This window comes from Amycolatopsis suaedae (assembly GCF_004214935.1).
GTDB classification, from domain to species: domain Bacteria; phylum Actinomycetota; class Actinomycetes; order Mycobacteriales; family Pseudonocardiaceae; genus Amycolatopsis; species Amycolatopsis suaedae.
In genome coordinates, this window is the sequence record NZ_SFCC01000001.1 from 127,855 (window position 1) to 148,489 (window position 20,635).

General features: G+C 72.8%; 22 protein-coding genes. 17 read left to right on the forward strand and 5 right to left on the reverse strand.

The window, feature by feature from the left end; translation table 11 throughout:
• The first annotated feature begins 23 nt into the window (after positions 1 to 23).
• The 5 genes from ggt to EWH70_RS00685 all read left to right on the forward strand — a co-directional run bounded on the left by ggt (position 24) and on the right by EWH70_RS00685 (position 5,775).
• Complete coding sequence (ggt, locus tag EWH70_RS00665; RefSeq protein WP_130473214.1) at positions 24 to 1,817, forward strand: gamma-glutamyltransferase; 1,794 nt, start codon at positions 24 to 26, stop codon at positions 1,815 to 1,817.
• Positions 1,818 to 1,875: 58 nt separating this feature from the next.
• Complete coding sequence (fmt, locus tag EWH70_RS00670; protein ID WP_130473215.1) at positions 1,876 to 2,802, forward strand: methionyl-tRNA formyltransferase; 927 nt, start codon at positions 1,876 to 1,878, stop codon at positions 2,800 to 2,802.
• Complete coding sequence (locus EWH70_RS00675) at positions 2,799 to 4,223, forward strand: RsmB/NOP family class I SAM-dependent RNA methyltransferase (RefSeq protein WP_130473216.1); 1,425 nt, start codon at positions 2,799 to 2,801, stop codon at positions 4,221 to 4,223. Before fmt ends, EWH70_RS00675 begins: the two co-directional genes overlap by 4 nt.
• Positions 4,220 to 4,717, forward strand: coding sequence for a flavoprotein (locus EWH70_RS00680; protein ID WP_130473217.1), 498 nt, complete (start codon positions 4,220 to 4,222; stop codon positions 4,715 to 4,717). Before EWH70_RS00675 ends, EWH70_RS00680 begins: the two co-directional genes overlap by 4 nt.
• Positions 4,718 to 4,791: 74 nt before the next feature.
• Positions 4,792 to 5,775, forward strand: a complete 984-nt coding sequence (locus EWH70_RS00685; protein ID WP_130473218.1) for a zinc-binding dehydrogenase — start codon at positions 4,792 to 4,794, stop codon at positions 5,773 to 5,775.
• On the opposite strand, the gene EWH70_RS00690 is transcribed toward EWH70_RS00685, so the two are convergent.
• Positions 5,765 to 6,238, reverse strand: coding sequence for a ribonuclease FAU-1 family protein (locus EWH70_RS00690; protein WP_165436101.1), 474 nt, complete (start codon positions 6,236 to 6,238; stop codon positions 5,765 to 5,767). The genes EWH70_RS00685 and EWH70_RS00690 overlap by 11 nt on opposite strands.
• Positions 6,239 to 6,325: 87 nt before the next feature.
• On the opposite strand from EWH70_RS00690, the gene rpe reads away from it, so the two are divergent.
• From rpe to EWH70_RS00720, 6 genes are all read left to right on the forward strand, one after another.
• On the forward strand, positions 6,326 to 7,009 hold the full coding sequence (gene rpe / locus EWH70_RS00695) for a ribulose-phosphate 3-epimerase (RefSeq protein WP_130473220.1): 684 nt from the start codon (positions 6,326 to 6,328) through the stop codon (positions 7,007 to 7,009).
• A 79-nt stretch (positions 7,010 to 7,088) separates the two neighbouring features.
• The gene (locus EWH70_RS00700) at positions 7,089 to 7,697 is read left to right on the forward strand and encodes a riboflavin synthase (RefSeq protein WP_130473221.1); all 609 of its coding nucleotides are present in this window, start codon (positions 7,089 to 7,091) and stop codon (positions 7,695 to 7,697) included.
• Positions 7,694 to 9,004: a bifunctional 3,4-dihydroxy-2-butanone-4-phosphate synthase/GTP cyclohydrolase II gene (locus tag EWH70_RS00705; RefSeq protein ID WP_130473222.1), complete on the forward strand. Its 1,311-nt coding sequence runs from the start codon at positions 7,694 to 7,696 to the stop codon at positions 9,002 to 9,004. Before EWH70_RS00700 ends, EWH70_RS00705 begins: the two co-directional genes overlap by 4 nt.
• Positions 9,001 to 9,507 (forward strand): 6,7-dimethyl-8-ribityllumazine synthase, encoded by a 507-nt coding sequence (gene ribH / locus EWH70_RS00710; RefSeq protein ID WP_130473223.1) that lies wholly within the window; start codon positions 9,001 to 9,003, stop codon positions 9,505 to 9,507. Before EWH70_RS00705 ends, ribH begins: the two co-directional genes overlap by 4 nt.
• A 5-nt stretch (positions 9,508 to 9,512) precedes the next feature.
• Positions 9,513 to 9,953 carry a PH domain-containing protein gene (locus tag EWH70_RS00715; RefSeq protein WP_130473224.1) on the forward strand — a complete coding sequence of 147 codons (441 nt, stop codon included), beginning with the start codon at positions 9,513 to 9,515 and terminating at the stop codon, positions 9,951 to 9,953.
• Positions 9,954 to 9,959: 6 nt separating this feature from the next.
• Positions 9,960 to 10,310, forward strand: coding sequence for a hypothetical protein (locus EWH70_RS00720; protein ID WP_130473225.1), 351 nt, complete (start codon positions 9,960 to 9,962; stop codon positions 10,308 to 10,310).
• A 37-nt stretch (positions 10,311 to 10,347) separates the two neighbouring features.
• Here the strand turns inward: EWH70_RS00720 and EWH70_RS00725 are convergent, their stop codons facing one another.
• Together EWH70_RS00725 and EWH70_RS00730 are read right to left on the reverse strand one after the other, a co-directional pair.
• Entirely contained in the window at positions 10,348 to 11,538 is a 1,191-nt protein-coding gene (locus EWH70_RS00725; RefSeq protein WP_130473226.1) for an HNH endonuclease signature motif containing protein, read from the reverse strand.
• 53 nt (positions 11,539 to 11,591) lie between these two features.
• Complete coding sequence (locus EWH70_RS00730; RefSeq protein ID WP_165436103.1) at positions 11,592 to 12,236, reverse strand: TetR/AcrR family transcriptional regulator; 645 nt, start codon at positions 12,234 to 12,236, stop codon at positions 11,592 to 11,594.
• 74 nt (positions 12,237 to 12,310) lie between these two features.
• Here EWH70_RS00730 and EWH70_RS00735 point away from each other — a divergent pair, with 74 nt between their 5' ends.
• A complete protein-coding gene (locus tag EWH70_RS00735; RefSeq protein WP_130473227.1) occupies positions 12,311 to 12,985 on the forward strand; it encodes an NAD(P)-dependent oxidoreductase in 675 nt (224 codons plus the stop codon).
• Here EWH70_RS00735 and EWH70_RS00740 read toward each other — a convergent pair.
• Both EWH70_RS00740 and EWH70_RS00745 read right to left on the reverse strand, forming a co-directional pair.
• Positions 12,982 to 13,761, reverse strand: a complete 780-nt coding sequence (locus EWH70_RS00740; protein ID WP_130473228.1) for an exodeoxyribonuclease III — start codon at positions 13,759 to 13,761, stop codon at positions 12,982 to 12,984. The genes EWH70_RS00735 and EWH70_RS00740 overlap by 4 nt on opposite strands.
• 112 nt (positions 13,762 to 13,873) lie before the next feature.
• Positions 13,874 to 14,587, reverse strand: coding sequence for a S1 family peptidase (locus tag EWH70_RS00745; protein WP_130473229.1), 714 nt, complete (start codon positions 14,585 to 14,587; stop codon positions 13,874 to 13,876).
• Between the two features lie 213 nt (positions 14,588 to 14,800).
• Between EWH70_RS00745 and uvrC the strand changes: the two genes are divergently transcribed.
• From uvrC to EWH70_RS00770, 5 genes are read left to right on the forward strand one after another with little or no spacing between them, the layout of a single operon-like run.
• A complete protein-coding gene (uvrC, locus tag EWH70_RS00750; protein ID WP_130473230.1) occupies positions 14,801 to 16,756 on the forward strand; it encodes an excinuclease ABC subunit UvrC in 1,956 nt (651 codons plus the stop codon).
• 29 nt (positions 16,757 to 16,785) lie between these two features.
• The gene (gene rapZ / locus EWH70_RS00755; protein WP_165436129.1) at positions 16,786 to 17,643 is read left to right on the forward strand and encodes an RNase adapter RapZ; all 858 of its coding nucleotides are present in this window, start codon (positions 16,786 to 16,788) and stop codon (positions 17,641 to 17,643) included.
• Between the two features lies 1 nt (position 17,644).
• Positions 17,645 to 18,613, forward strand: a complete 969-nt coding sequence (locus EWH70_RS00760) for a gluconeogenesis factor YvcK family protein (RefSeq protein ID WP_130473664.1) — start codon at positions 17,645 to 17,647, stop codon at positions 18,611 to 18,613.
• Positions 18,604 to 19,590 carry a DNA-binding protein WhiA gene (gene whiA / locus EWH70_RS00765; protein ID WP_130473232.1) on the forward strand — a complete coding sequence of 329 codons (987 nt, stop codon included), beginning with the start codon at positions 18,604 to 18,606 and terminating at the stop codon, positions 19,588 to 19,590. The genes EWH70_RS00760 and whiA overlap by 10 nt, the downstream gene beginning before the upstream one ends.
• The gene (locus EWH70_RS00770; protein WP_130473233.1) at positions 19,587 to 20,621 is read left to right on the forward strand and encodes an acyltransferase family protein; all 1,035 of its coding nucleotides are present in this window, start codon (positions 19,587 to 19,589) and stop codon (positions 20,619 to 20,621) included. The genes whiA and EWH70_RS00770 overlap by 4 nt, the downstream gene beginning before the upstream one ends.
• Positions 20,622 to 20,635 lie beyond the last annotated feature (14 nt).

The window sequence follows — 20,635 nt, forward strand, 5'->3', positions numbered from 1 at the left end:
GGAAGTCGCGTAGGTTACGGCGCATGTCAGCGCGTGCACGTCGAGGCGCCGTGATCGCCTTGACCACCCTCACCTCACTGGCCCTCGTCGCGCCCGCGACCGCCGCGGCACCGCCGGGGAAGGTCCCGGTCGCCTCCGGCTACCTCGGCGCGGTCTCCAGCATCGACGCCGACGCCACCGCGGCCGGCATCGAGGTGCTGCGCCACGGCGGCAACGCCGTCGACGCGGCGGTGGCAACGGCGGCCGCGCTCGGCGTCACCGATCCGTTCTCCGCCGGGGTCGGCGGCGGCGGGTTCGTGGTGTTCTACGAGGCCCGCACCGGCAAGGTGCACACCCTCGACGGCAGGGAGACCGCGCCGGCCGCCGCCGACGAGAACCTGTTCGTCGAGAACGGCAAGCCCATCCCGTTCGCCGAGGCGGTCACCAGCGGGCTGTCGGTGGGCACCCCGTCCACCCCGGCCACCTGGCGCGACGCGCTGCGGCGGTGGGGCACCCGGCCGCTGTCGGACATGCTGCGGCCCGCCGAGCGGATCGCCCGCGGCGGGTTCGTGGTCGACAAGACCTTCCACGACCAGATCGCGGGCAACGCCACCCGCTTCGCCGCGTTCCCCGCCACCCGCGAGCTGTACCTGCCCGGCGGCGCGCCGCCCGCCGTCGGCAGCCGGTTCCGCAACCCCGACCTCGCCGACACCTACCGCGAACTCGGCGCCACCGGCACCGGCGCGCTCTACCACGGCCGCATCGGCGCCGACGTCGTGCGCACCGTGCGGCAGCCGCCGGTGGACCCCGCCGCCGGGCTGACCGTGCGCCCCGGCCGGCTCGCCGCCGAGGACCTGCGGGCCTACCGCACGGTCGAACGCGAACCCACCCACACCCGCTACCGCGGGCTCGACGTCTACGGCATGCCCGCGCCCTCGTCCGGCGGCCTGACGGTGGGCGAGGCACTGAACATCCTCGAATCGGCCGATCTCGGCACGCTCGGCAATACCGAGTACCTGCACCGGTTCCTGGAGTCGACCCGGCTGGCCTTCGCCGACCGCAACCGCTGGATCGGCGACCCGGCGTTCGTCGACGTCCCCGCGCGCGAGCTGATCAGCCAGGAGTTCGCCGACAGCAGGGCGTGCCTGATCAACCCGGCGCAGGCGCTGGTCAGCCCCGTCGCACCCGGCGACCCGCGTAACCCCGCGCCGTGCGCCGCGGGCGGCACCCCGGCGCCGACGCCGTACGAGGGCGAGCACACCACCCATCTGACCACCGCCGACCGCTGGGGCAACGTCGTCGCCTACACGCTCACCATCGAGCAGGAGGGCGGCAGCGGGATGGTCGTTCCCGGCCGCGGGTTCCTGCTCAACAACGAGCTGACCGACTTCTCGTTCACGCCCGTCACCCCCGGCGTCCCCGACCCGAACCTGCCCGGCGCGGGCAAGCGGCCGCGCTCGTCGATGGCGCCGACCATCGTGCTGCGGCACGGCAAACCGCTGGTGGCCGTCGGCTCGCCGGGCGGCGCGTCGATCATCACCACCGTGCTGCAGGTGCTGACCGGCAGGCTGGACCGCGGCCTGCCGCTGGTCGACGCCATCGCCGCGCCGCGGGCCTCGCAACGCAACTCCGACGCCGCCCAGGTCGAGCAGGCGTTCCTGGACCAGCCGGAGACCGCGGCACTGCGGGCGCTGGGCCAGGAGTTCGCCGAGCGGCCGAGCGAGATCGGCGCCGTCACCGGCGTCGAACGGCTGCCCGACGGACGCTGGCGCGCCGCGGCCGAACCGGTCCGGCGCGGTGGCGGTGCGGCCGCCGTCGTCCTCCCGCACGGCCGGTAAGCACGGTCCGTAGACTGGCCCGGATGATCGCCTTCGAATCCTCCGGCACGGTGCGCTGATGCGGCTGGTCTTCGCCGGCACGCCCGAACCGGCGGTGCCGGCGCTGCGGGCACTGCTGGAGTCTCCCCGGCACGAGGTGGTGGCCGTCGTCACCCGTCCCGACGCGCGGTCGGGGCGCGGCCGCCAGGTCAGCCGGTCCCCGGTGGGAGCACTGGCCGACGAGCACGGCATCGAGGTGCTGACGCCCGCCCGGGCCGGCGACGAGGACTTCCTGGCGCGGCTGCGGGAGCTGGCCCCGGACGCCTGCCCGGTGGTCGCCTACGGCGCGCTGCTGCCGCAGGCCGCGCTGGACATCCCCCGCCACGGCTGGGTCAACCTGCACTTCTCGCTGCTGCCGGCGTGGCGTGGCGCGGCGCCGGTGCAGGCCGCCGTGCGGGCGGGCGACGAGATCACCGGGGCGTCGACGTTCCGCATCGTCAAGGAACTCGACGCCGGACCGGTGTTCGGGGTGGTCACCGAGACCGTCCGTCCCGGCGACACCTCGGGCGCGCTGCTGGAGCGGCTGGCCGGATCCGGCGCGCGGCTGCTGCTGTCCACGATGGACGGAATCGAGGACGGCACCGTCCGCGCGGTCGAGCAACCGGCCGACGGGGTGAGCTACGCGCCCAAGGTCACCGTGGACGATGCGCGGGTCGACTTCGCGACGCCGGCCAGCGCCGTCGACCGGCACATCCGGGCGGTCACCCCGGAGCCCGGCGCGTGGACGCTGCTGCGTGGCGAGCGGTTCAAACTCGGCCCGGTGTCCACTGTGGACGAACCGGCGCTGGAGCCGGGTGAGCTGCTCGTCGAGCGCAAGCGTGTCCTGGTCGGCACCGCCACCACCCCGGTGGCACTGGGCGAGGTGCAGGCGCAGGGCAAGAAACGGATGGCGGCGGCCGACTGGGCGCGCGGCACCAGGATCGAGCAGGGAGAGCGCCTCGGATGAACGAGCACAGGCGAGGCCGGCCCGCCCGGCCGCAACGGGGACGGCCGGCGCCACGCAAGAGCGGCCCGCGCAGGCCGCCGCACGAGGACCCGGCCCGCCGGGTCGCACTGGACGTGCTGCGGGCCGTCCGGGAACGCGACGCCTACGCCAACCTGGAACTGTCCCAGCAGTTGCGGGCCAGGCGGATCAGCGGCAGGGACGCGGGGCTGGCCACCGAGCTGACCTACGGCGCCGCCCGCGCGCAGGGCCTGCTCGATGCCGTGATCGACGCGTGTGTCGACCGGCCACTGTCCCAAGTGGACGGTGTGGTGCTGGACTGCCTGCGGCTGGGGGCCTACCAGCTGCTGCGTACCCGCATCCCCGAGCACGCCTCGGTCACCGCCACTGTCGACCTGGCCAGGGCCGACGCCGGTTCGCACACCGCCGGGTTCGTCAACGCCGTGCTGCGCAAGGTGTCGGAGAAGGACGAGGCCGCGTGGCTGGACGAGCTGGCGCCGTCCGCGGGCACCGACGCCATCGGCAACCTCGCGCTGCGCACCGCGCACCCGCGCTGGATCGCCAGGGCGTTCGCCGAGTCGCTGGGGGACAAGGGACCGGAGCTGGAGGCGGCGCTGATCGCCGACGACACCCGTCCCGACGTCCACCTGGTGGCCCGGCCCGGTGAGATCAGCGCCGACGAGCTGGCCGCCGTCACCGGTGGCGAGGTGGCGCCGTACTCGCCCTACGGCGTGCGGCTGCCCGCCGGCACCGGCGATCCCGGCGAACTGGAGCCGGTCCGCGAGCGGATGGCGTCGGTGCAGGACGAGGGCAGCCAGCTGTGCGCGGTGGCGGCCACCCGCGTGCCGCTGGAGGGCACCGACGAACGCTGGCTGGACCTGTGTGCCGGACCCGGCGGCAAGGCCACGCTGCTCGGCGCGCTGGCGGCCGTGTCGGGTGCGACCGTCGACGCCGTGGAGAAGGCCCCGCACCGGGCGCGGCTGGTGGAGAAGGCGACCGACGGGCTGCCGGTGACCGTGCACGTCGCCGACGGCAGGGACTCCGGCCTGCGGCCCGGCTACGACCGGGTGCTGGTCGACGCGCCGTGTACCGGCCTCGGCTCGCTGCGCCGCAGGCCGGAGGCCCGCTGGCGCCGTCAGCCCTCCGACGTTCCGGAGCTGGTCAAGCTGCAGGACGAGCTGCTGGCCGCCGCGCTGGACCTGGTGCGGCCCGGCGGTGTGGTCACCTACGTGGTGTGCTCGCCGCACCTGGCCGAGACCGAGGGCGTCGTCGCCGACGTCGTCCGCAAGGCCAAGGCGCAGACCCTGGACGCGCGGGAGTTCTTCGACGGCGTGCCGCAGCTCGGCGACGGGCCGTACGTGCAGCTGTGGCCGCACCGGCACGGCACCGACGCGATGTTCTGCGCCGTGCTGCGCCGGACGTGACGCGCGTCCTCGGCCTGGTCGTCAGCTCCTGCGGCGGGATCGACACCCGGCTGGTCCCCGAGCTGGCCGCGCCCGCGGCCGAGCGGGGCTGGCGGCTGGCGATCACGCTCACCCCGAACGCGGCCCGCTGGCTGGACGCGGCGGGCGAGCTGGACCGGCTGTGCTCGCTCACCGACCTGCCGGTGCGCTGGGAGTCGCGCCTGCCCGGGCAGCCCCGGCCGCACCCGGACCCGGCGACGTTCCTGTTCGCCCCGGCGTCGGCGAACTCGGTGGCCAAGCTCGCCCTGGGCATCGCCGACAACCAGGCGCTCACCGTGCTCGGTGACGTGGTGGGCGCGCCGGACGTGCGCATGGTCGTCGGCTACCAGGTGCAGCCCGCGCGGTTCCGGCATCCCGCCTGGCGCGGGCACCTGGACGCGCTGGCGAGCGCGGGCATCCGCGCCAAGCCGATGCCCGGCACCTGGGCCGACCTGCTCCCGCTGCTCGACGCTTGACCTTCACTTTGGTTGAGGTTTTAGCGTCTGCGGGGTGAGGCCGGGAACCGGCCCTGAGCCACGGGAGACACCACATGCACGCCATTCGCCAGTACGAGTTCGGCCCGGCCGACCGGCTCCGCTACGAGGAGGTACCCGACCCGGTGCCGCACGCGGGCCAAGCCCGCATCCGGGTCGCCGCGGCCGGGGTGCATCTGGTGGACACCTCGATCCGGGCCGGTGTCACCGGCGGCCCGTTCCCGCCGCCGGAGCTGCCGATGACCCCCGGCCGTGAGGTCGCCGGGGTCGTCGACGTGGTCGGGTCCGAAGTGGACAGCCAGTGGGTCGGCGCCAGGGTGGTGGCGCACCTGGGCCCGGCCAGCGGCGGTTACGCCGAGCTGGCCGTGGCGAACGTGACGTCGCTGCAGCGCGTCCCGGACGGCGTGGGCGACGCCGCGGCGGTCGCCACCATCGGCACCGGGCGCACCGCCATGGCCGTGCTGAACGACGCCGCCGTCACCGCCGACGACGTGGTGCTGGTGACGGCCGCGGCGGGCGGGATCGGCAGCGTCGCCGTGCAGGTGGCCCGCAACGCCGGGGCCACGGTGATCGGCCTGGCCGGCGGTCCCGCCAAGGTCGAGGTGGTCCGCGCGCTGGGCGCCCACATCGCGCTGGACTACGAGGACCCGGGCTGGGTGGACCGGCTGACCGCCGAGCTGGGGGAGCGCAGGCTCAGCGTGGTGCTGGACGGCGTGGGCGGCAAACCCGGCCGGGCGGCGATGGACCTGCTCGGCCCGGGTGGCCGGCTGGTCATGTTCGGCTGGTCGGCGGGGGAGCCGACCGAGCTGAGCGCGCCGGACCTGTTCGGCCGCGGCCTGACCGTGTCGGTGCCGATCGGTCAGCGGATCATGGCGGTGCCCGGCAGGCTGCGTGCCCTGGAGGACCAGGCGCTGGCCGAGGTTGCGGCCGGCCGGGTGGAGCCGCTGGTCAACGAACCGTTCGCGCTGGCCGACGCGGCCGCCGCGCACGTCGCGCTGGAGACCAGGGCCACCGTCGGCAAGGTGGTGCTCATCCCGTGATGTCCGGGTAGCGGTGGTCGGCGGCGAAGTAGGGGCGGATCGGCGGCGGCGGGAAGACGGCGCCGCGGTGCAGGTAGGTGTCGAGGAACCGCTGTGCCCGGGTCAGCATCTCGGTGCTGTCGGCCACCGAGAGGTGGCCGTCGCGGACGGCGTCGCCCAGCTCGTCGAGGTCGAGTACCCGGTAGGCGGGTCCCATGCCGGGCACCACGAAGTCCAGGTACTGGTCGGTGACGTGGAACGTGTCGCCCTCGCGGTCGATGCGCACCATGTCGACGTACCACTCGCGTTCCCACCGGAACGCCTCCCACACCAGCTGGACGCCGACGTCGAGCAGCCAGAAGATGCGCCGGTCGCCGCCGTGCCGGGTGTTGGTGGCCGGTTCGTCGCTGATCAGCACGTCGCCGACGAGCACGGCCGGCCTCGGCGCTCCGTCGAGGATGCGATGGCGCACGGTGATGGTCACGATCGGTCCCCCTCGGTTTGCCCGGGTGCAGTATGACCGACGTGCTGGTGGGCGCCCGGCGGCGGAGGCCTCCTACACTGCGTCACCGTGACCGCAGCTCGACCGCTCATCGCCCCCAGCATCCTGTCCGCCGACTTCGCGCGCCTCGGCGCCGAGATCGACGCCGTCGCCGGTTCCGGCGACAACCGCGCCGACTGGGTCCACGTGGACGTCATGGACGCCCACTTCGTGCCCAACCTGACGCTGGGGCTGCCGGTGGTGGAGTCGCTGCTGAAGTCCACCGACCTCCCGCTGGACTGCCACCTGATGATCGAGGACCCGGACCGCTGGGCCGTCGGCTACGCCGAGGCGGGCGCCTACAACGTGACGGTGCACGCCGAGGCCGCGGCCGACCCGGTGGCCATCGCCAGGGACCTGCGGGCCGCGGGCGCCAAGGCCGGCCTGTCGATCAAGCCGGGCACGGCGCTGGAGGACTACGTCGAGGCGCTGCGGCACTACGACACGCTGCTGGTCATGTCCGTCGAACCGGGCTTCGGCGGGCAGTCGTTCATCCCGTCCGTGCTGGACAAGGTGCGGGCCGCCCGGCGGATGGTCGACACCGGCCACCTCAACGTGCTGATCGAGATCGACGGCGGCATCAACGCCGACACGATCGAGCAAGCGGCCGAGGCCGGAGTGGACTGCTTCGTGGCAGGCTCGGCCGTGTACGGCGCGGGCGACCCGGGCCGCGCCGTCGCGGCGTTGCGGGAGCAGGCCGCCGCCGCGCGGTGAGGGGGATCTCACCAGCGAGGTGCGGCCGGGAGGTCCACCATGGTGGAACAATGCTGAACAGCAGGCTTGGAGGCGGACAGTGTTCACCGGCATCGTCGAGGAGCTCGGCGACATCACCGCGGTGGAGCAGGTACCCAACGCGGCACGGCTCACCGTCCGTGGCCCGCTGGTCACCAGTGACGCGGCACACGGCGACTCGATCGCCGTCAACGGGGTCTGCCTGACCGTCGTCGACGTCGCGGGCGGGGAGTTCACCGTCGACGTGGTGCACGAGACACTGCAGCGGTCCAGCCTCGCCAAGGTCGCCGTCGGCGACCGGGTCAACCTGGAGCGGGCCGCCGCCGTCGGCGGCAGGCTGGGCGGCCACATCATGCAGGGCCACGTGGACGGCACCGGCGTGTACCTCTCCCGCGACCCCCAGGGCGTCACCCGGTTCGCTCTGCCCGAGCAGCTGAGCCGCTACGTGGTGGAGAAGGGCTCGATCGCCGTCGACGGCGTGTCGCTGACCGTGGTCGGGGTCGGCGTGGACGAGTTCAGTGTGGCGCTGATCCCGACGACGCTGGAGCTGACCACCCTCGGTCGCCGCGAGCCGGGCGATCTGGTCAACCTTGAGGTAGACGTGGTGGCCAAGTACGTGGAGAAACTGGCGGGTGCCCATCTCCCCGGCGCCTCGAAGGAGCGGTCATGACCATCCCACGCACCGACGATCCGGCGACTCCGGTGTTCGACTCGTCGGCCATCGACGCGGCCGTCGCCGACATCAAGGCCGGCCGGCCGGTGATCGTGGTCGACGACGAGGACAGGGAGAACGAGGGCGACCTGATCTTCGCCGCGGAGCGCGCCACACCCGAGCTGCTGGCGTTCATGGTGCGCTACACGTCGGGCTACGTCTGCGTGGCGCTGACCGAGCAGGACTGCGTCCGGCTCGACCTGCCGCCGATGTACCACACCAACCAGGACCAGCGCGGTACCGCGTACACGGTGACCGTGGACGCCGCCGAGGGCATCAGCACCGGCATCTCCGCCGCCGACCGCAGCCGCACCATCCGGCTGCTGTCCGACCCGAAGTCCACCGCCGCCGACTTCCGCAGGCCCGGGCACGTCGTTCCGCTGCGGGCCAAGGAGGGCGGCGTGCTGCGCCGTCCCGGGCACACCGAGGCGGCCGTCGACCTGGCCCGGCTGGCCGGGCTGGCGCCCGCCGGGGTGCTGTGCGAGATCGTGTCGCAGAAGGACGACGGCGACATGGCCCGCCGCGACGAGCTGGAGGTGTTCGCGGCCGAGCACGACCTGAAGCTGATCTCCATCGCGCAGCTGATCGCCTACCGCAGGCGGACCGAGAAGCAGGTGGAGCGCGTCGCCGACGCTCGCATCCCGCTGGCGCACGGCACGTTCCGCGCCGTCGGCTACGACAGCCTGCTCGACGGGATCGAGCACGTCGCGTTCGTCTACGGCGAGATCGGCGACGGCGAGGACATCCTGGTGCGGGTGCACTCCGAATGCCTCACCGGTGACGTGTTCGGCTCGCTGCGCTGCGACTGCGGCCCGCAGCTGGACGCGGCGCTGGCCGCCGTGGCCGCCGAGGGCAGGGGCGTGGTGCTCTACGTGCGCGGGCACGAGGGCCGGGGGATCGGCCTGCTGCACAAGCTGCAGGCCTACCAGCTGCAGGACGCCGGCGCGGACACGGTCGACGCGAACCTGGCGCTCGGCGTCCCCGCCGACGCCCGCGACTACGGCACCGGCGCGCAGATCCTGTGCGACCTGGGAATCCGGTCGATGCGGCTGCTCAGCAACAACCCGGCCAAGCGCGTCGGCCTGGAGGGCTACGGGCTGCGGGTCACCGGCCGGGTGCCGCTGCCGATCTCGCCCAACCCGGAGAACCTGCGGTACCTGCGTACCAAGCGGGACCGGATGGGGCACGACCTGTCGCAGCTGGAACACATCGACGACGTGGGCGCCGACCTGGACGGTCTGCGTAACGGGGAGGGTGCGAGGTGAGCGGCGAGGGACGGCCCGACGTCGAGCTGGATCTCAGCGAGTGCGAGAACCTGCGGCTGGCCGTGGTGGCCACGCGCTGGCACCCGCGGATCACCGACACGCTGCTGGAGCGCTCGCTAGCGGCGGCGCGGGAGGCGAAGCTGACCGAGGAGCCGACCGTGGTCCGCGTCGCCGGTGCGATCGAGCTGCCGGTCGTGGTGCAGTCGCTGGCCCGCTCGCACGACGCCGTGGTGGCGCTGGGCGTGGTCATCCGCGGTGGCACGCCGCACTTCGAGTACGTCTGCGACGCGGTGACCGCCGGGCTGACCCGGGTGGCGCTGGACGAGAGCACGCCGGTCGGCAACGGTGTGCTGACCTGTGACACCGAGGCGCAGGCCTTCGAGCGGGCCGGGCTGCCGGGTTCGAGCGAGGACAAGGGCTACGAGGCGACGGTGGCCGCGCTGGACACCGCGCACGTGCTGCGTGGCCTGCGGCAGCCGTGGACCGAGCGGGGTTTCGTGTGACCGTCATGACGGAGGAGAAGCTGTTCGTCCGCCCTCGGCGGGTGTTCTGGGTGTGTGTCCCGCTGGCGCTGCTGCTGGTAGCGGTGTTCGTCACGGTGGCCGTGCTGCTGCGCAGCTCCGACACCGGGGTGATCTTCCAGGTGTCCGACCAGGTGGCGATGATCGGCATCGGCGTCCTGCTCGCGGCAGGCACGATGCTGTTCACGCTGTCCACGGTGAAGGCCGACGAGAACGGCATCGTGGTGCGCAACCTGCTGCGCGTGCGGCACTTCACCTGGACCGAGGTCCTGTCGATCACGTTCCCCGACGGCGCCTCCTACGCCCGGCTGGAGCTGCCCGACGACGAGTACCACTCGGTGCTGGCCGTGCAGGCGGTCGACCGGGAGCACGCCGTCGAGGCGGTCCGGGCCCTGCGCAGGCTGCACCGCCGCTTCCGCGACGACTAGGCCGCGATGCCCGAGTACGCCGACTGGGCCGGGTACTTCCGCCGGCGCGGCTTCTGTGGCGTGCAGCCGCTGGGACAGGGCATGGAGGGCGCGGTCTTCCAGCTCGACGAGACAGCGGTACACAAGGGACAGTCGATCAGCATCGAAAGGCGACTTGACGGCCGTTCGCTGCTCTCCGCGATGGAGTCCGGTGCGGCCGGTGTCGTGGGCTTTCCGGCCGAACTCCTGTTGCGGTACCGGGCCGCCTACGCGATCGCGGGCGCGAACTCCTATGGCGCGGACGGAACAGACGGCCACTTCGCCTGGTGCGTGGCCAACCTGGAACGCGCCGACATCGCCGAAGCACTCGGGCTCTAGGCGCACCGGCAGCGGGAAGCGGGCCTGCGCCTCGGTTTCAGGCGGGGATTCGGTGGTAGGGGTTGGTGCTGGGTCTTCGGCGTCTGGTGAGCCAGGCTGGGGGATGGAACTGGGGTTTGCCGTGGACCATGGTGACGGTCCAGTCGGTGTGGTGGATGATCCGGTGGTGTCTGCCGCACAGGAGGATCATCTCGTCCACTGTGGTCTGTCCGCCGTGTTGCCATTCCCGTACGTGGTGGACGACGCACCAGCGGGCTTTCCTGGTACAGCCGGGGAAACAGCAGCCACGGTCCCGTAGGCGGAGCGCGCGGCGCTGGGCTTTGGTGGCGAGCCGGACGTCGCGGCCCAGGTGCAGTACCTCGCCCTCGGAACCGAACACGGCCGGGACGAGCTTGGCTTCACAGCACAGCCGCGACAACGCCGACGCGCTCAGGTACCCGGCGCCGTCGAGCACGGTGGGTCCGGCGCGGCGTTGCAGGTCGTCGAGCGTCGTGGTCACGGTGACCACGGCCCGTTCCCCGCCTTGGGTGCTCAGGTCCTCGGTGCGGGCGACCAGTTCGATCATCTCGGCCAGTGCGTCGCCCTTCCGTTCGGCCTGATCGCGTAGATCGGGCTGCCCTTCCTCGGCCGGGCACGGTTTGGCCAGCACATCGAACAGGCCGTCCAGGGTGGCGCCGGTTTCCGGGTCGAGGGTTCCGGCGAACCGGTACCGGCCGCGTCGATCCACTGTGGAGCGGAACTCGCGGACCGGGTGCGCCAGTGCGTCTTCGTCGGGTGGGGCGCTGTCCTGGTCGACGCGGGCCCGGATGTTGTCCCCCGCCTTCCGCACCGCGGTCGGTGGGGCCGTGCGAGCCAGGGTCAGCAGAATGTCCTCGAAACCCTCCCGCGCCTCCACCGGCAGGGCCGTAATAGCGCGGTGGATTTCCACCGCGTGCTCCAGTGACACCTCACCCGCCGCCAGCGCCGCACCGGTCGCGGCCAGCGAGCCGAACAGTTCCTCGGCCAGCTGCACCCGTGTCTTGGCCAGCGCGCGGGAGACGTTGAGGTTGTCCACCTGAAACGCCACCAGATCCCGGAACCCCAGATCCGCCCCGCGGGCGCTCAGCTCCGCCAGGCCTTCCAGTATCTCGGCGGCGGCCGCGGCCATCTTTTCCTGGCCACGCTGAATGATGGCGGCTACCTCCTCGTCGGAGTGCCGCCACAGGCGGGTACCAGGCTTCTCGAACACATCACCATCATATTGCGAACAGGTGTTCGAAACAAATACACGATCGAGCGAGTTCAGCGTTCGTCGGGCCGCAGCGCGTCGAGGATGAGCGACAGGCCGAAGTCGAACTCGGCGCCGTAGTCGTAGCCGGGCTTCAGGGCGTGCTCGACGGCCAGTTCGGTGAGGTGGGGATGGGTGCCGGCGGGCAGGCTGTCCAGGATGCCGCCCGCGACCTGCTCCAGCTCGGCAGGCGTGGTGAACGGCAGGCTGTGTTCCTGCAGGACGAAACCGTAGAGGTAACTGTCGATCACCGAGAAGGCGTGCGCGGCCATCGGGACGGAGAAGCCGCCCGTGCGCAGGATGCCGATGACGGCGTCGTGGTGGCGCAGGGTTGCCGGGCCGGGTGTGCTGCGGGAGTCGAGCAGGCCGACCGCCCAGGGGTGGCGGCGCAGCGCCGCGCGCAGGGAGACGCAGCGCTCGCGCAGGGCCGGTTTCCAGTCCGTGGTCGCATTCGGCAGCCGCACCTCGCCGAACACCGTGTCCACCATGCCGTCGAGGATGTCCTCCCGCCCGGCCACGTGGTTGTAGAGCGACATCGCCTCGACGCCGAGTCTCGCGGCGATCGCCCGCATGCTGATTCCCGCCGCGCCCTTCTCGTCGGCCAGCTCCACGGCCGCCGTGACCACTCGTTCCCTGCTGAGTGGTGCGCGCTTGCCCATCGATGCCTCCTTGACCGGACTTACGCCGTAAGTCTAGCCTGGACTTACAGTGTAAGTCCGGAGGGAGCGGGAACATGAGGGTCTGCGTCATCGGAGCGTCGGGCAAGCTCGGGCAGTACCTGGTCGGGCACTCGCTGGACCGCGGCTACGAGGTCGTCGGTGTGTGCCGGGAGCGCAGCGTCGGCAAGCTCGCCGCGGTCGCCGACCGGATCACGATCGTGCCGGGCCCGACCAACGACGCGGGGGTGATCCGCGAGGCGGTCGCCGGCTGCGACGGCGTGCTGACCGTGCTCGTGCCGTGGGGCGTCCAGCAGTACTCGTCGGGCACGGCACAGGCGGTGCTCGACCACGCCGAGCCCGGCGCGCGGCTGGTCTTCTCCTGCGGCTGGCACATCAGCCGCGACGGCAGGGACCGCTACTCGTGGCGGTTCCGCACGGCGTTGCGGCTGGCCACGTGGGCGGGGCGCGTGGTGCGGGCCGTGGAGATCGACGACCAGGTGGAGGCGTGCCGCCGGATCTTCGCCAGCGACCGGCGGTGGACGGTCGTGCGGGGCAGCGACCTGGAGGAAGGGGAGAGCCAGGGGCTGCCGGTGTGGAGCAGGCACGTCGGCGACCCGATCCTGGCCAGCAACCTGACGCGCCGGACCGACTTCGCGTTGTTCATGGTGCACGCCCTCACCGACGACACGCTCGTCGGCGAGGCGCCCGCGATCGTCGGGCGGCTGTCACCGAGCGCCCGGGCGGCCTAGAGATCCAGGTCGACGACGATGGGCGCGTGGTCGGAGGGGCCCTTGCCCTTGCGGGCCTCCCGGTCGACGTAGGCGTCGGTCACCGCGGCGGCGAACTGCTGGTCGGCGTAGACCAGGTCGATGCGCATGCCCATGTTCTTGTGGAAGGCGCCGGCCCGGTAGTCCCAGTAGGTGAACGGGTGGTCGTGCTTGAGCGGCCGGGGGATGACGTCGGTCAGGCCGGCGTCACGCAGCGCCGCCAGCGCGGCCCGCTCCGGCTCGGTGACGTGGGTGGACTCGGCGAACAGGCTGATGTCCCAGACGTCGGCGTCGGTCGGCGCGACGTTGAAGTCGCCCAGCACGGCGAACGGCCTGCCGGAGGCGGCCTCCTTGGCGGCGGTGCCGTGCAGGGCCGCCAGCCACCGCAGCTTGTAGTCGTAGTGCGGGTGGCCGGGCTCGCGGCCGTTGGGCACGTAGACCGACCAGACCCGGACCCCGCCGCAGGTGGCCGCGATCGCACGCGGCTCGGCGCGGCTCTCGAAGTCCGGCTCGTCGATCAGGCCGCGGGTGACGTCCTCCAGTCCCACCCGGGACAGCACGCCGACCCCGTTCCACCTGCCGACGCCGTAGGCGGCCGCCTCGTAGCCCAGCTCCGCGACCTCGGCGGCGGGGAAGGCGTCGCTGTCGCACTTGAGTTCCTGCAGGCACACCACGTCCGGCCGCACCGAGGCCAGCCACTCCAGCAGCCGGGGGAGACGGGCACTGACGGAGTTGACGTTCCAGGTGGCGATCCGCATAACCGCAGAGTGCCACACCACCCCGACAGCCCCCGCGCCCGAATGCCGTGAAGGGGGCCCTCACGGCAGGAGACGCCGTGAGGGCCCCCTTCACGGCCCTTGCTGCGGGAGATCAGACCCCGGCGGTGGAGCGGATCCAGTCGCGGCTGTTGGCCACGCTGCCGTAGTTGTTCGTGCCGTTGGGGTTCTCGCCACCCTGGTTCTGCACCGTCGAGGCGACGCCGACCTGCTTGCCGTCGGCCATCTGCGGGCCGCCCGAGTCGCCCTTCCACGCCGCGCCGTTGATGCCGCGGCTCTGGATGGCCGGGCCGCCCAGGTAGTCCTGGGACTTGCCGGTGACCTCCACGTTGGCGGTCTTCAGCTTCGGCGCGGCGGGACCGGTCGGGGTCTCGCGGCCCCAGCCGAAGATCTGGTTGGTCGCGCCGGTGGCCGGGTCCGCGTCACCGAGGGTGACGTAGGTGGTGTCGAACGAGCTGGTCAGGTGCAGCAGGGCGATGTCGGCACCCGGGGCGACCTCCTGCCGGTCGACGGTCACCTCGGTGCCGCCGCCCAGGTCGTTGCTGCCCAGCCGCACGCTCATCGAGTTGCCGAGGCAGTGCTCGGCGGTGAGCACCCACTGCGCGGAGATGATCGTGCCGGAGCAGTTGAACCGCCCCTCCACGTAGACCTGCGCGGCGTAGGGGACGGGGCTGGCGACGTCGCCGCCGACGATGAACGGCTGGACACCACCCGGCTGCGGGGCGGCGCTGGCGACTCCGCCGGCGAGCAGGGTGGACAGTGTTGCGGTCACCGCGCAGGCGGCGCCGGCGAGACGGGCACGGCTCACGTCGAGTTCCTTCCGGTTGGGAGGCGCCGGCAACCCGGCGTGAAACGGAAAGTAATTTCCGAACCACTCGAAAGATACCTACCAACGTCGGATAGAGCGGTGTGCGTGCGCAAACATGACGCCATGTGACAAGCGGGCGGGTAGCGGACACGGGGGCGCGCGGCCGGGGCGGGGGCACGCGGGAGCGTCGGTGGCGAGCCATAGGCTGGTCGGGTGGCTGATCCGTCCACCTACCGTCCGTCGTCCGGCAGCATCCCGGACGCCCCCGGCGTCTACAAGTTCCGTGACGAGACCAAGCGCGTCATCTACGTCGGCAAGGCGAAGAGCCTGCGCAGCCGGCTGAACTCGTACTTCGCCGACCTGTCCGGCCTGCACCCGCGCACCCGGCAGATGGTCACCACGGCGGCGTCGGTCGAGTGGACGGTCGTCGGCACCGAGGTCGAGGCGCTCCAGCTGGAGTACAACTGGATCAAGGAGTTCGACCCGCGGTTCAACGTCCGCTACCGCGACGACAAGTCCTACCCCGTGCTGGCGGTGACGCTGCACGAGGAGTTCCCCCGGCTGCACGTCTACCGCGGCGCCCGTCGTAAAGGCGTGCGGTACTTCGGCCCGTACGCCCACGCCTGGGCCATCCGCGAGACCCTCGACCTGCTGCTGCGGGTGTTCCCGGCCCGCACCTGCTCGGCCGGGGTGTTCCGGCGGCACGGCCAGATCGGCAGGCCCTGCCTGCTCGGCTACATCGACAAGTGTTCCGCGCCGTGCGTCGGCCGGGTGTCGGAGTCCGAGCACCGCCGCATCGTCGAGGACTTCTGCGACTTCCTCGCCGGCCGCACCGACATCATGATGCGCCGCCTGGAACAGGAGATGGAGCAGGCCGCGGAGGAACTGGAGTTCGAGCGGGCCGCGCGGCTGCGCGACGACCTGGGCGCGCTGCGCCGGGCCATGGAGAAGCAGGCGGTCGTGCTCGGCGACGGCACCGACGCCGACGTCGTGGCCTTCGCCCACGACGAGCTGGAAGCCGCCGTCCAGGTCTTCCACGTGCGCGGCGGCCGGGTCCGCGGCCAGCGCGGCTGGGTGATCGACAAGGTCGAGGAAATGGACGAGGCGGCGCTGGTCGAGCAGTTCCTCACCCAGTTCTACGGCGAGCAGGTCGACCTGGCCGCGCGCGAGCCGGGCACCGGCGAGCCGGTCCCGCGCGAGGTGCTGGTCCCGGTGCTGCCCGCCGACCCGGCGGCCATGACAGACTGGCTGACCGGCCTGCGTGGTGCCAGGGTCGCCCTGCGGGTGCCGCAGCGCGGCGACAAGCGCGCGCTGGCCGAGACCGTCGCCCGCAACGCCGGCGAGGCGTTCGCCCAGCACAAGCTGCGCCGCGCGGGTGACCTGACGGCCCGCTCGGCGGCGCTGGCCGAGCTGCAGGACCACCTGGGCCTGGACACCGCGCCGCTGCGCATCGAGTGCGTCGACATCAGCCACATCGCCGGTACCGACGTGGTGGCCTCGCTGGTGGTGTTCGAGGACGGGGTGGCCCGCAAGTCCGAGTACCGCCGGTTCGCGCTGCGGGAGGCCGCCCAGGAGGGTGACGTCGCCGCCATCGCCGAGGTGGTGCGCCGCCGCTTCGCCCGCTACCTCAAGGAGACGGCGGGCGAGACCCCGGAGAGCACACCCGGCATCGACCCGGAGACCGGCAGGCCACGCAAGTTCGCCTACCCGCCCAACCTGCTGGTCGTCGACGGTGCGGGCCCGCAGGCCACGGCCGCCGCGGACGTGCTGGCCGAGCTGGGCGTCACCGACGTCGCGGTGGTCGGGCTCGCCAAGCGCCTGGAGGAGGTGTGGCTGCCGGCCGATCCGGACCCGGTCATCCTCCCGCGCACTTCGGACGCCCTGTACCTTCTCCAACGCGTGCGCGACGAGGCGCACCGGTTCGCGATCCGCTACCACCGGGAGAAGCGATCCAAGCGGATCCAGGTGTCCGCATTGGACGGTGTGCCCGGCCTCGGCCAGGCACGCAGGGCCGCGTTGATCAAGCACTTCGGGTCGGTCAAGAAGCTGAAACAGGCGAGCGTGGACGAGATCGCCGGGGTGCAGGGGGTCGGCAGGCGCACCGCGGAGGCGGTGTACGTGGCGCTGGCCGGCGAGAACGGTACGGGAGAAGGGGAGCAGGACAGATGAGCGGGGAGACCGACGAGCGGACGTCGGGCATGGAGGTCGCCGTGGTGACCGGCCTGTCCGGCGCCGGCCGCAGTACCGCGGCCAAATGCCTGGAGGACCTCGGCTGGTTCGTGGTGGACAACCTGCCGCCCGAACTGATCGCCACCATGGTGGAGCTGGGCGCGCAGGCCCGCGGTGCGATCACCAAGGTGGCCGTGGTGATGGACGTGCGCTCCCGCGCGTTCACCGACGACCTGGCGTCGATCATCAAGGACCTGGACGCCCGCGGCTACAAGCCGAGGGTGCTGTTCCTGGAGGCCACCGACGCCGTGCTGGTGCGCCGGTTCGAGGCGGTCCGCCGCGGTCACCCGATGCAGGGCGACGGCAGGCTGTCCGACGGCATCGTCGCCGAGCGTGCCCTGCTGGCGCCGCTGCGCGAGGAGGCCGACCTGGTGCTGGAGACCTCGTCGCTTTCGGTGCACGAGCTGCGCGCCAAGATCGAGGACGCGTTCGGCACCGAGGCCAGCACGCAGACCCGGGTCACCGTGCTGTCGTTCGGCTACAAGTACGGCCTGCCGATGGACGCCGACCTGGTGATGGACGTGCGGTTCCTGCCAAACCCGTTCTGGATCCCGGAGCTGCGTGAGCACACCGGCCTGGACGGCGAGGTGCGCAACTACGTGCTCAGCCAGGAGGGTGCCGAGGAGTTCCTGGAGCGCTACCACCAGCTGCTGCGGCTGGTCGGCGCCGGTTACAAGCGGGAGGGCAAGCGGTACCTGACGCTCGCCGTCGGCTGCACCGGCGGCAAGCACCGCAGCGTGGCACTGTCCGAGGAGCTGGCCCGCCGTCTGTCCACTGAGGACGGTATGGCGGTCAAGGTGGTGCATCGCGACCTTGGCCGCGAGTAACCTGCGCGCGGTCGCGCTCGGTGGCGGGCACGGTCTGCACGCCACCCTCACCGCCCTGCGGCGGATCACCGACGACGTGACCGCGGTGGTCACCGTCGCCGACGACGGCGGTTCCTCCGGCCGGCTGCGGCGTGAACTGGGCCTGCTGCCGCCGGGGGACCTGCGGCAGGCCCTGTCCGCGCTGGCCGCCGCCGAGGACGGCGGCCCGCTGTGGGCGGAGGTGTTCCAGCACCGGTTCGGGGGGACCGGCGCGCTGGCCGGTCACGCCGTCGGAAACCTGTTGCTGGCCGGGCTGTTCGAGGTGCTGGGCGACCCGGTCGCGGCCCTGGACGAGGCGGCCCGGCTGGTCGGGGTGTCCGGCCGGGTGCTGCCGATGTGCACCGACCCGCTGGAGATCGAGGCCGAGGTGACCGGCCTGCAGAACGGCGACATCAGCCGCATCCGCGGTCAGGTCGCGGTGGCCAGCACACCGGGACAGGTGCAGCGGGTGACCCTGCGCGACCCGGGCAGGCCCGGTCATCCGCCAAGGGCGTGCGCGGCGGCGGTGGACGCCGTGCTCGGCGCGGACGTGGTGCTGCTCGGGCCGGGATCGTGGTTCACCAGCGTGCTGCCCCACCTGATGGTGCCGGAACTGCACGACGCGCTGGTGCGGACGAGGGCGTCCCGGACGGTGATCCTGAACCTCGTCCCTCAGCCGGGGGAGACGGCTGGCTTCTCGCCGGAGCGTCATCTACACGTACTGTCCGAACATGCTCCCACGCTGAGACTGGACGCGGTGGTCGCCGACCACGACGCCGTCCCGACGCCGGCCCGGCTGCGGAAGGCGGCGGCCGAGATGGGAGCGACCGCGCACCTGGACCACATCGCTGACCCGAACGTGGCGGAACGGCATGATCCGGATGCGCTGGCGAGCTGTTTGCGAAAGGCTCTCGGTCTGACCGGGAGCGGGGAGGAGGGGCGATGGCGATGACGGCCGACGTCAAGGACGAGCTGAGCAGGCTGGAGATCACCAAGACCGGCCCGCGCCGCTCCGAGGTGGCCTCGCTGCTGCGGTTCGCCGGTGGGCTGCACATCGTGGGCGGCCGGGTGGTGGTGGAGGCCGAGCTGGACACCGGCTCGGTCGCGCGCAGGCTGCGCCGGGAGATCCACGACCTGTACGGGCACCACTCCGACGTGCACATCATCACCTCCAGCGGGCTGCGCAAGGGCACCCGCTACGTGGTGCGCGTGGTGCAGGACGGCGAGGGACTGGCCCGCCAGACCGGGCTGATCGACCAGCGCGGCAGGCCGGTGCGTGGCCTGCCGGCCGCGGTGGTCTCCGGCGGTGTCGCCGACGCGGAGGCCGCGTGGCGTGGCGCGTTCCTCGCGCACGGCTCGCTGACCGAGCCGGGGCGGTCGTCGTCGCTGGAGGTCACCTGCCCGGGCCCGGAGGCCGCGCTGGCACTGGTCGGCGCCGCCCGGCGGCTGGGTATCCAGGCGAAGTCGCGTGAGGTCCGCGGCGCGGACCGGGTGGTGGTGCGCGACGGCGACGCCATCGGCGCGCTGCTGACCCGGCTCGGCGCGCACCGCAGCGTGCTGGCCTGGGAGGAGCGGCGGATGCGCCGCGAGGTGCGGGCAACCGCCAACCGCCTGGCCAACTTCGACGACGCGAACCTGCGCCGCTCGGCCAGGGCCGCGGTCGCCGCGGCGGCCAGGGTGGAGCGGGCACTGGACATCCTCGGCGAGTCCGCCCCGGAGCACCTGCTGGCCGCGGGACGGCTGCGGCTGTCCAACCGGCAGGCGTCGCTGGAGGAGCTGGGCCAGCTGTCCGACCCGGTGATGACGAAGGACGCGGTCGCCGGCCGGATCCGCAGGCTGCTGGCCATGGCGGACAAGAAGGCCAAGGAACAGGGCATCCCGGACACCGAGTCCGCGGTCACCGCGGAGATGCTCGACGACCCGGTGTGAGCCGCGACCCGTTCGTCGACGCGGTCCGTGCCGTCGCGATGACCGGGGTGGTCGCCGGGCACTGGCTGGTGACCGCCGTCGTCGTGGTGCCCGGCGGTCTCGACGTCGACAGCCCGCTGCGGCATCACCCGCAACTGGTCCCGCTGAGCTGGCTGCTGCAGACGCTGGGCCTGTTCTTCTTCGCGGGCGGGTTCGGCGCCGCGGTGAGCCGGGGCCGGTCGGGCGAGTCGTACGGACGGTGGTTCGGCACCCGGCTGCGGCGGCTGGCCGTCGCGGTCGCGGTGGTACTGGCGGCGTGGGCGGCCGTGCTCGGGATCGGTGCGGCGGCGGGAATGCCGGGCGACACCGTGTCGACGGCCGCCGGGCTGGTCACCAGCCCGCTGTGGTTCCTGGCGGTGTACCTGGTGCTGCTGGCGGCCACCGGGCCGCTGCGGCGGCTGCACGCGGCGTGCGGGGTGTGGGCGGCCGCCATCCCGGCGGCGCTCACCGTGGCGGCGGAGCTGGGCCCGGACTGGGCGGGGCAGGCGACGGTGGTGCTGGCGTGGTGGGTGCCGTGGCAGCTCGGGGTCGCGGCCGCCGAGGGATGGCGGCCCGGCCGGGTGGCCGGCTTCTCGCTGGCCGCCTGCGGCGCGGCGGTGTTCGCCGGGCTGGTGCTGCTGGCCGGGTTCCCGGCCAGTGCCGTGGGCGGCACCGGGGAGCCACGGTCCAACCTGGCGCCGCCCTCGCCCGCCGTGGTGGCGCTGGCACTGGCGCAGCTGGGCGTCGTGCTGCTGGCGGCGCCTGCGTTGCGCGGGCTGCCGGCCAGGGCCGTCGGCTGGATCAACCGGCGCGCCCTGCCGATCTTCCTGCTGCACCAGAGCGCGCTGGTCGCGGTGACGCTGCTGGCCGCCGCGGTGGCGGTGCTGCCGGGCCTGCACACGGTGCCGGACACCGGTGCCTGGGTGGCGCTGCGGCTGGCCTGGCTGCCGGTGTTCGCGGCGGTCCTGTGGCTGCTGCTCGGCGGGTTGTCGCGGGTACTGAGAAGCACGTGAGGGCGCGGCCCTCA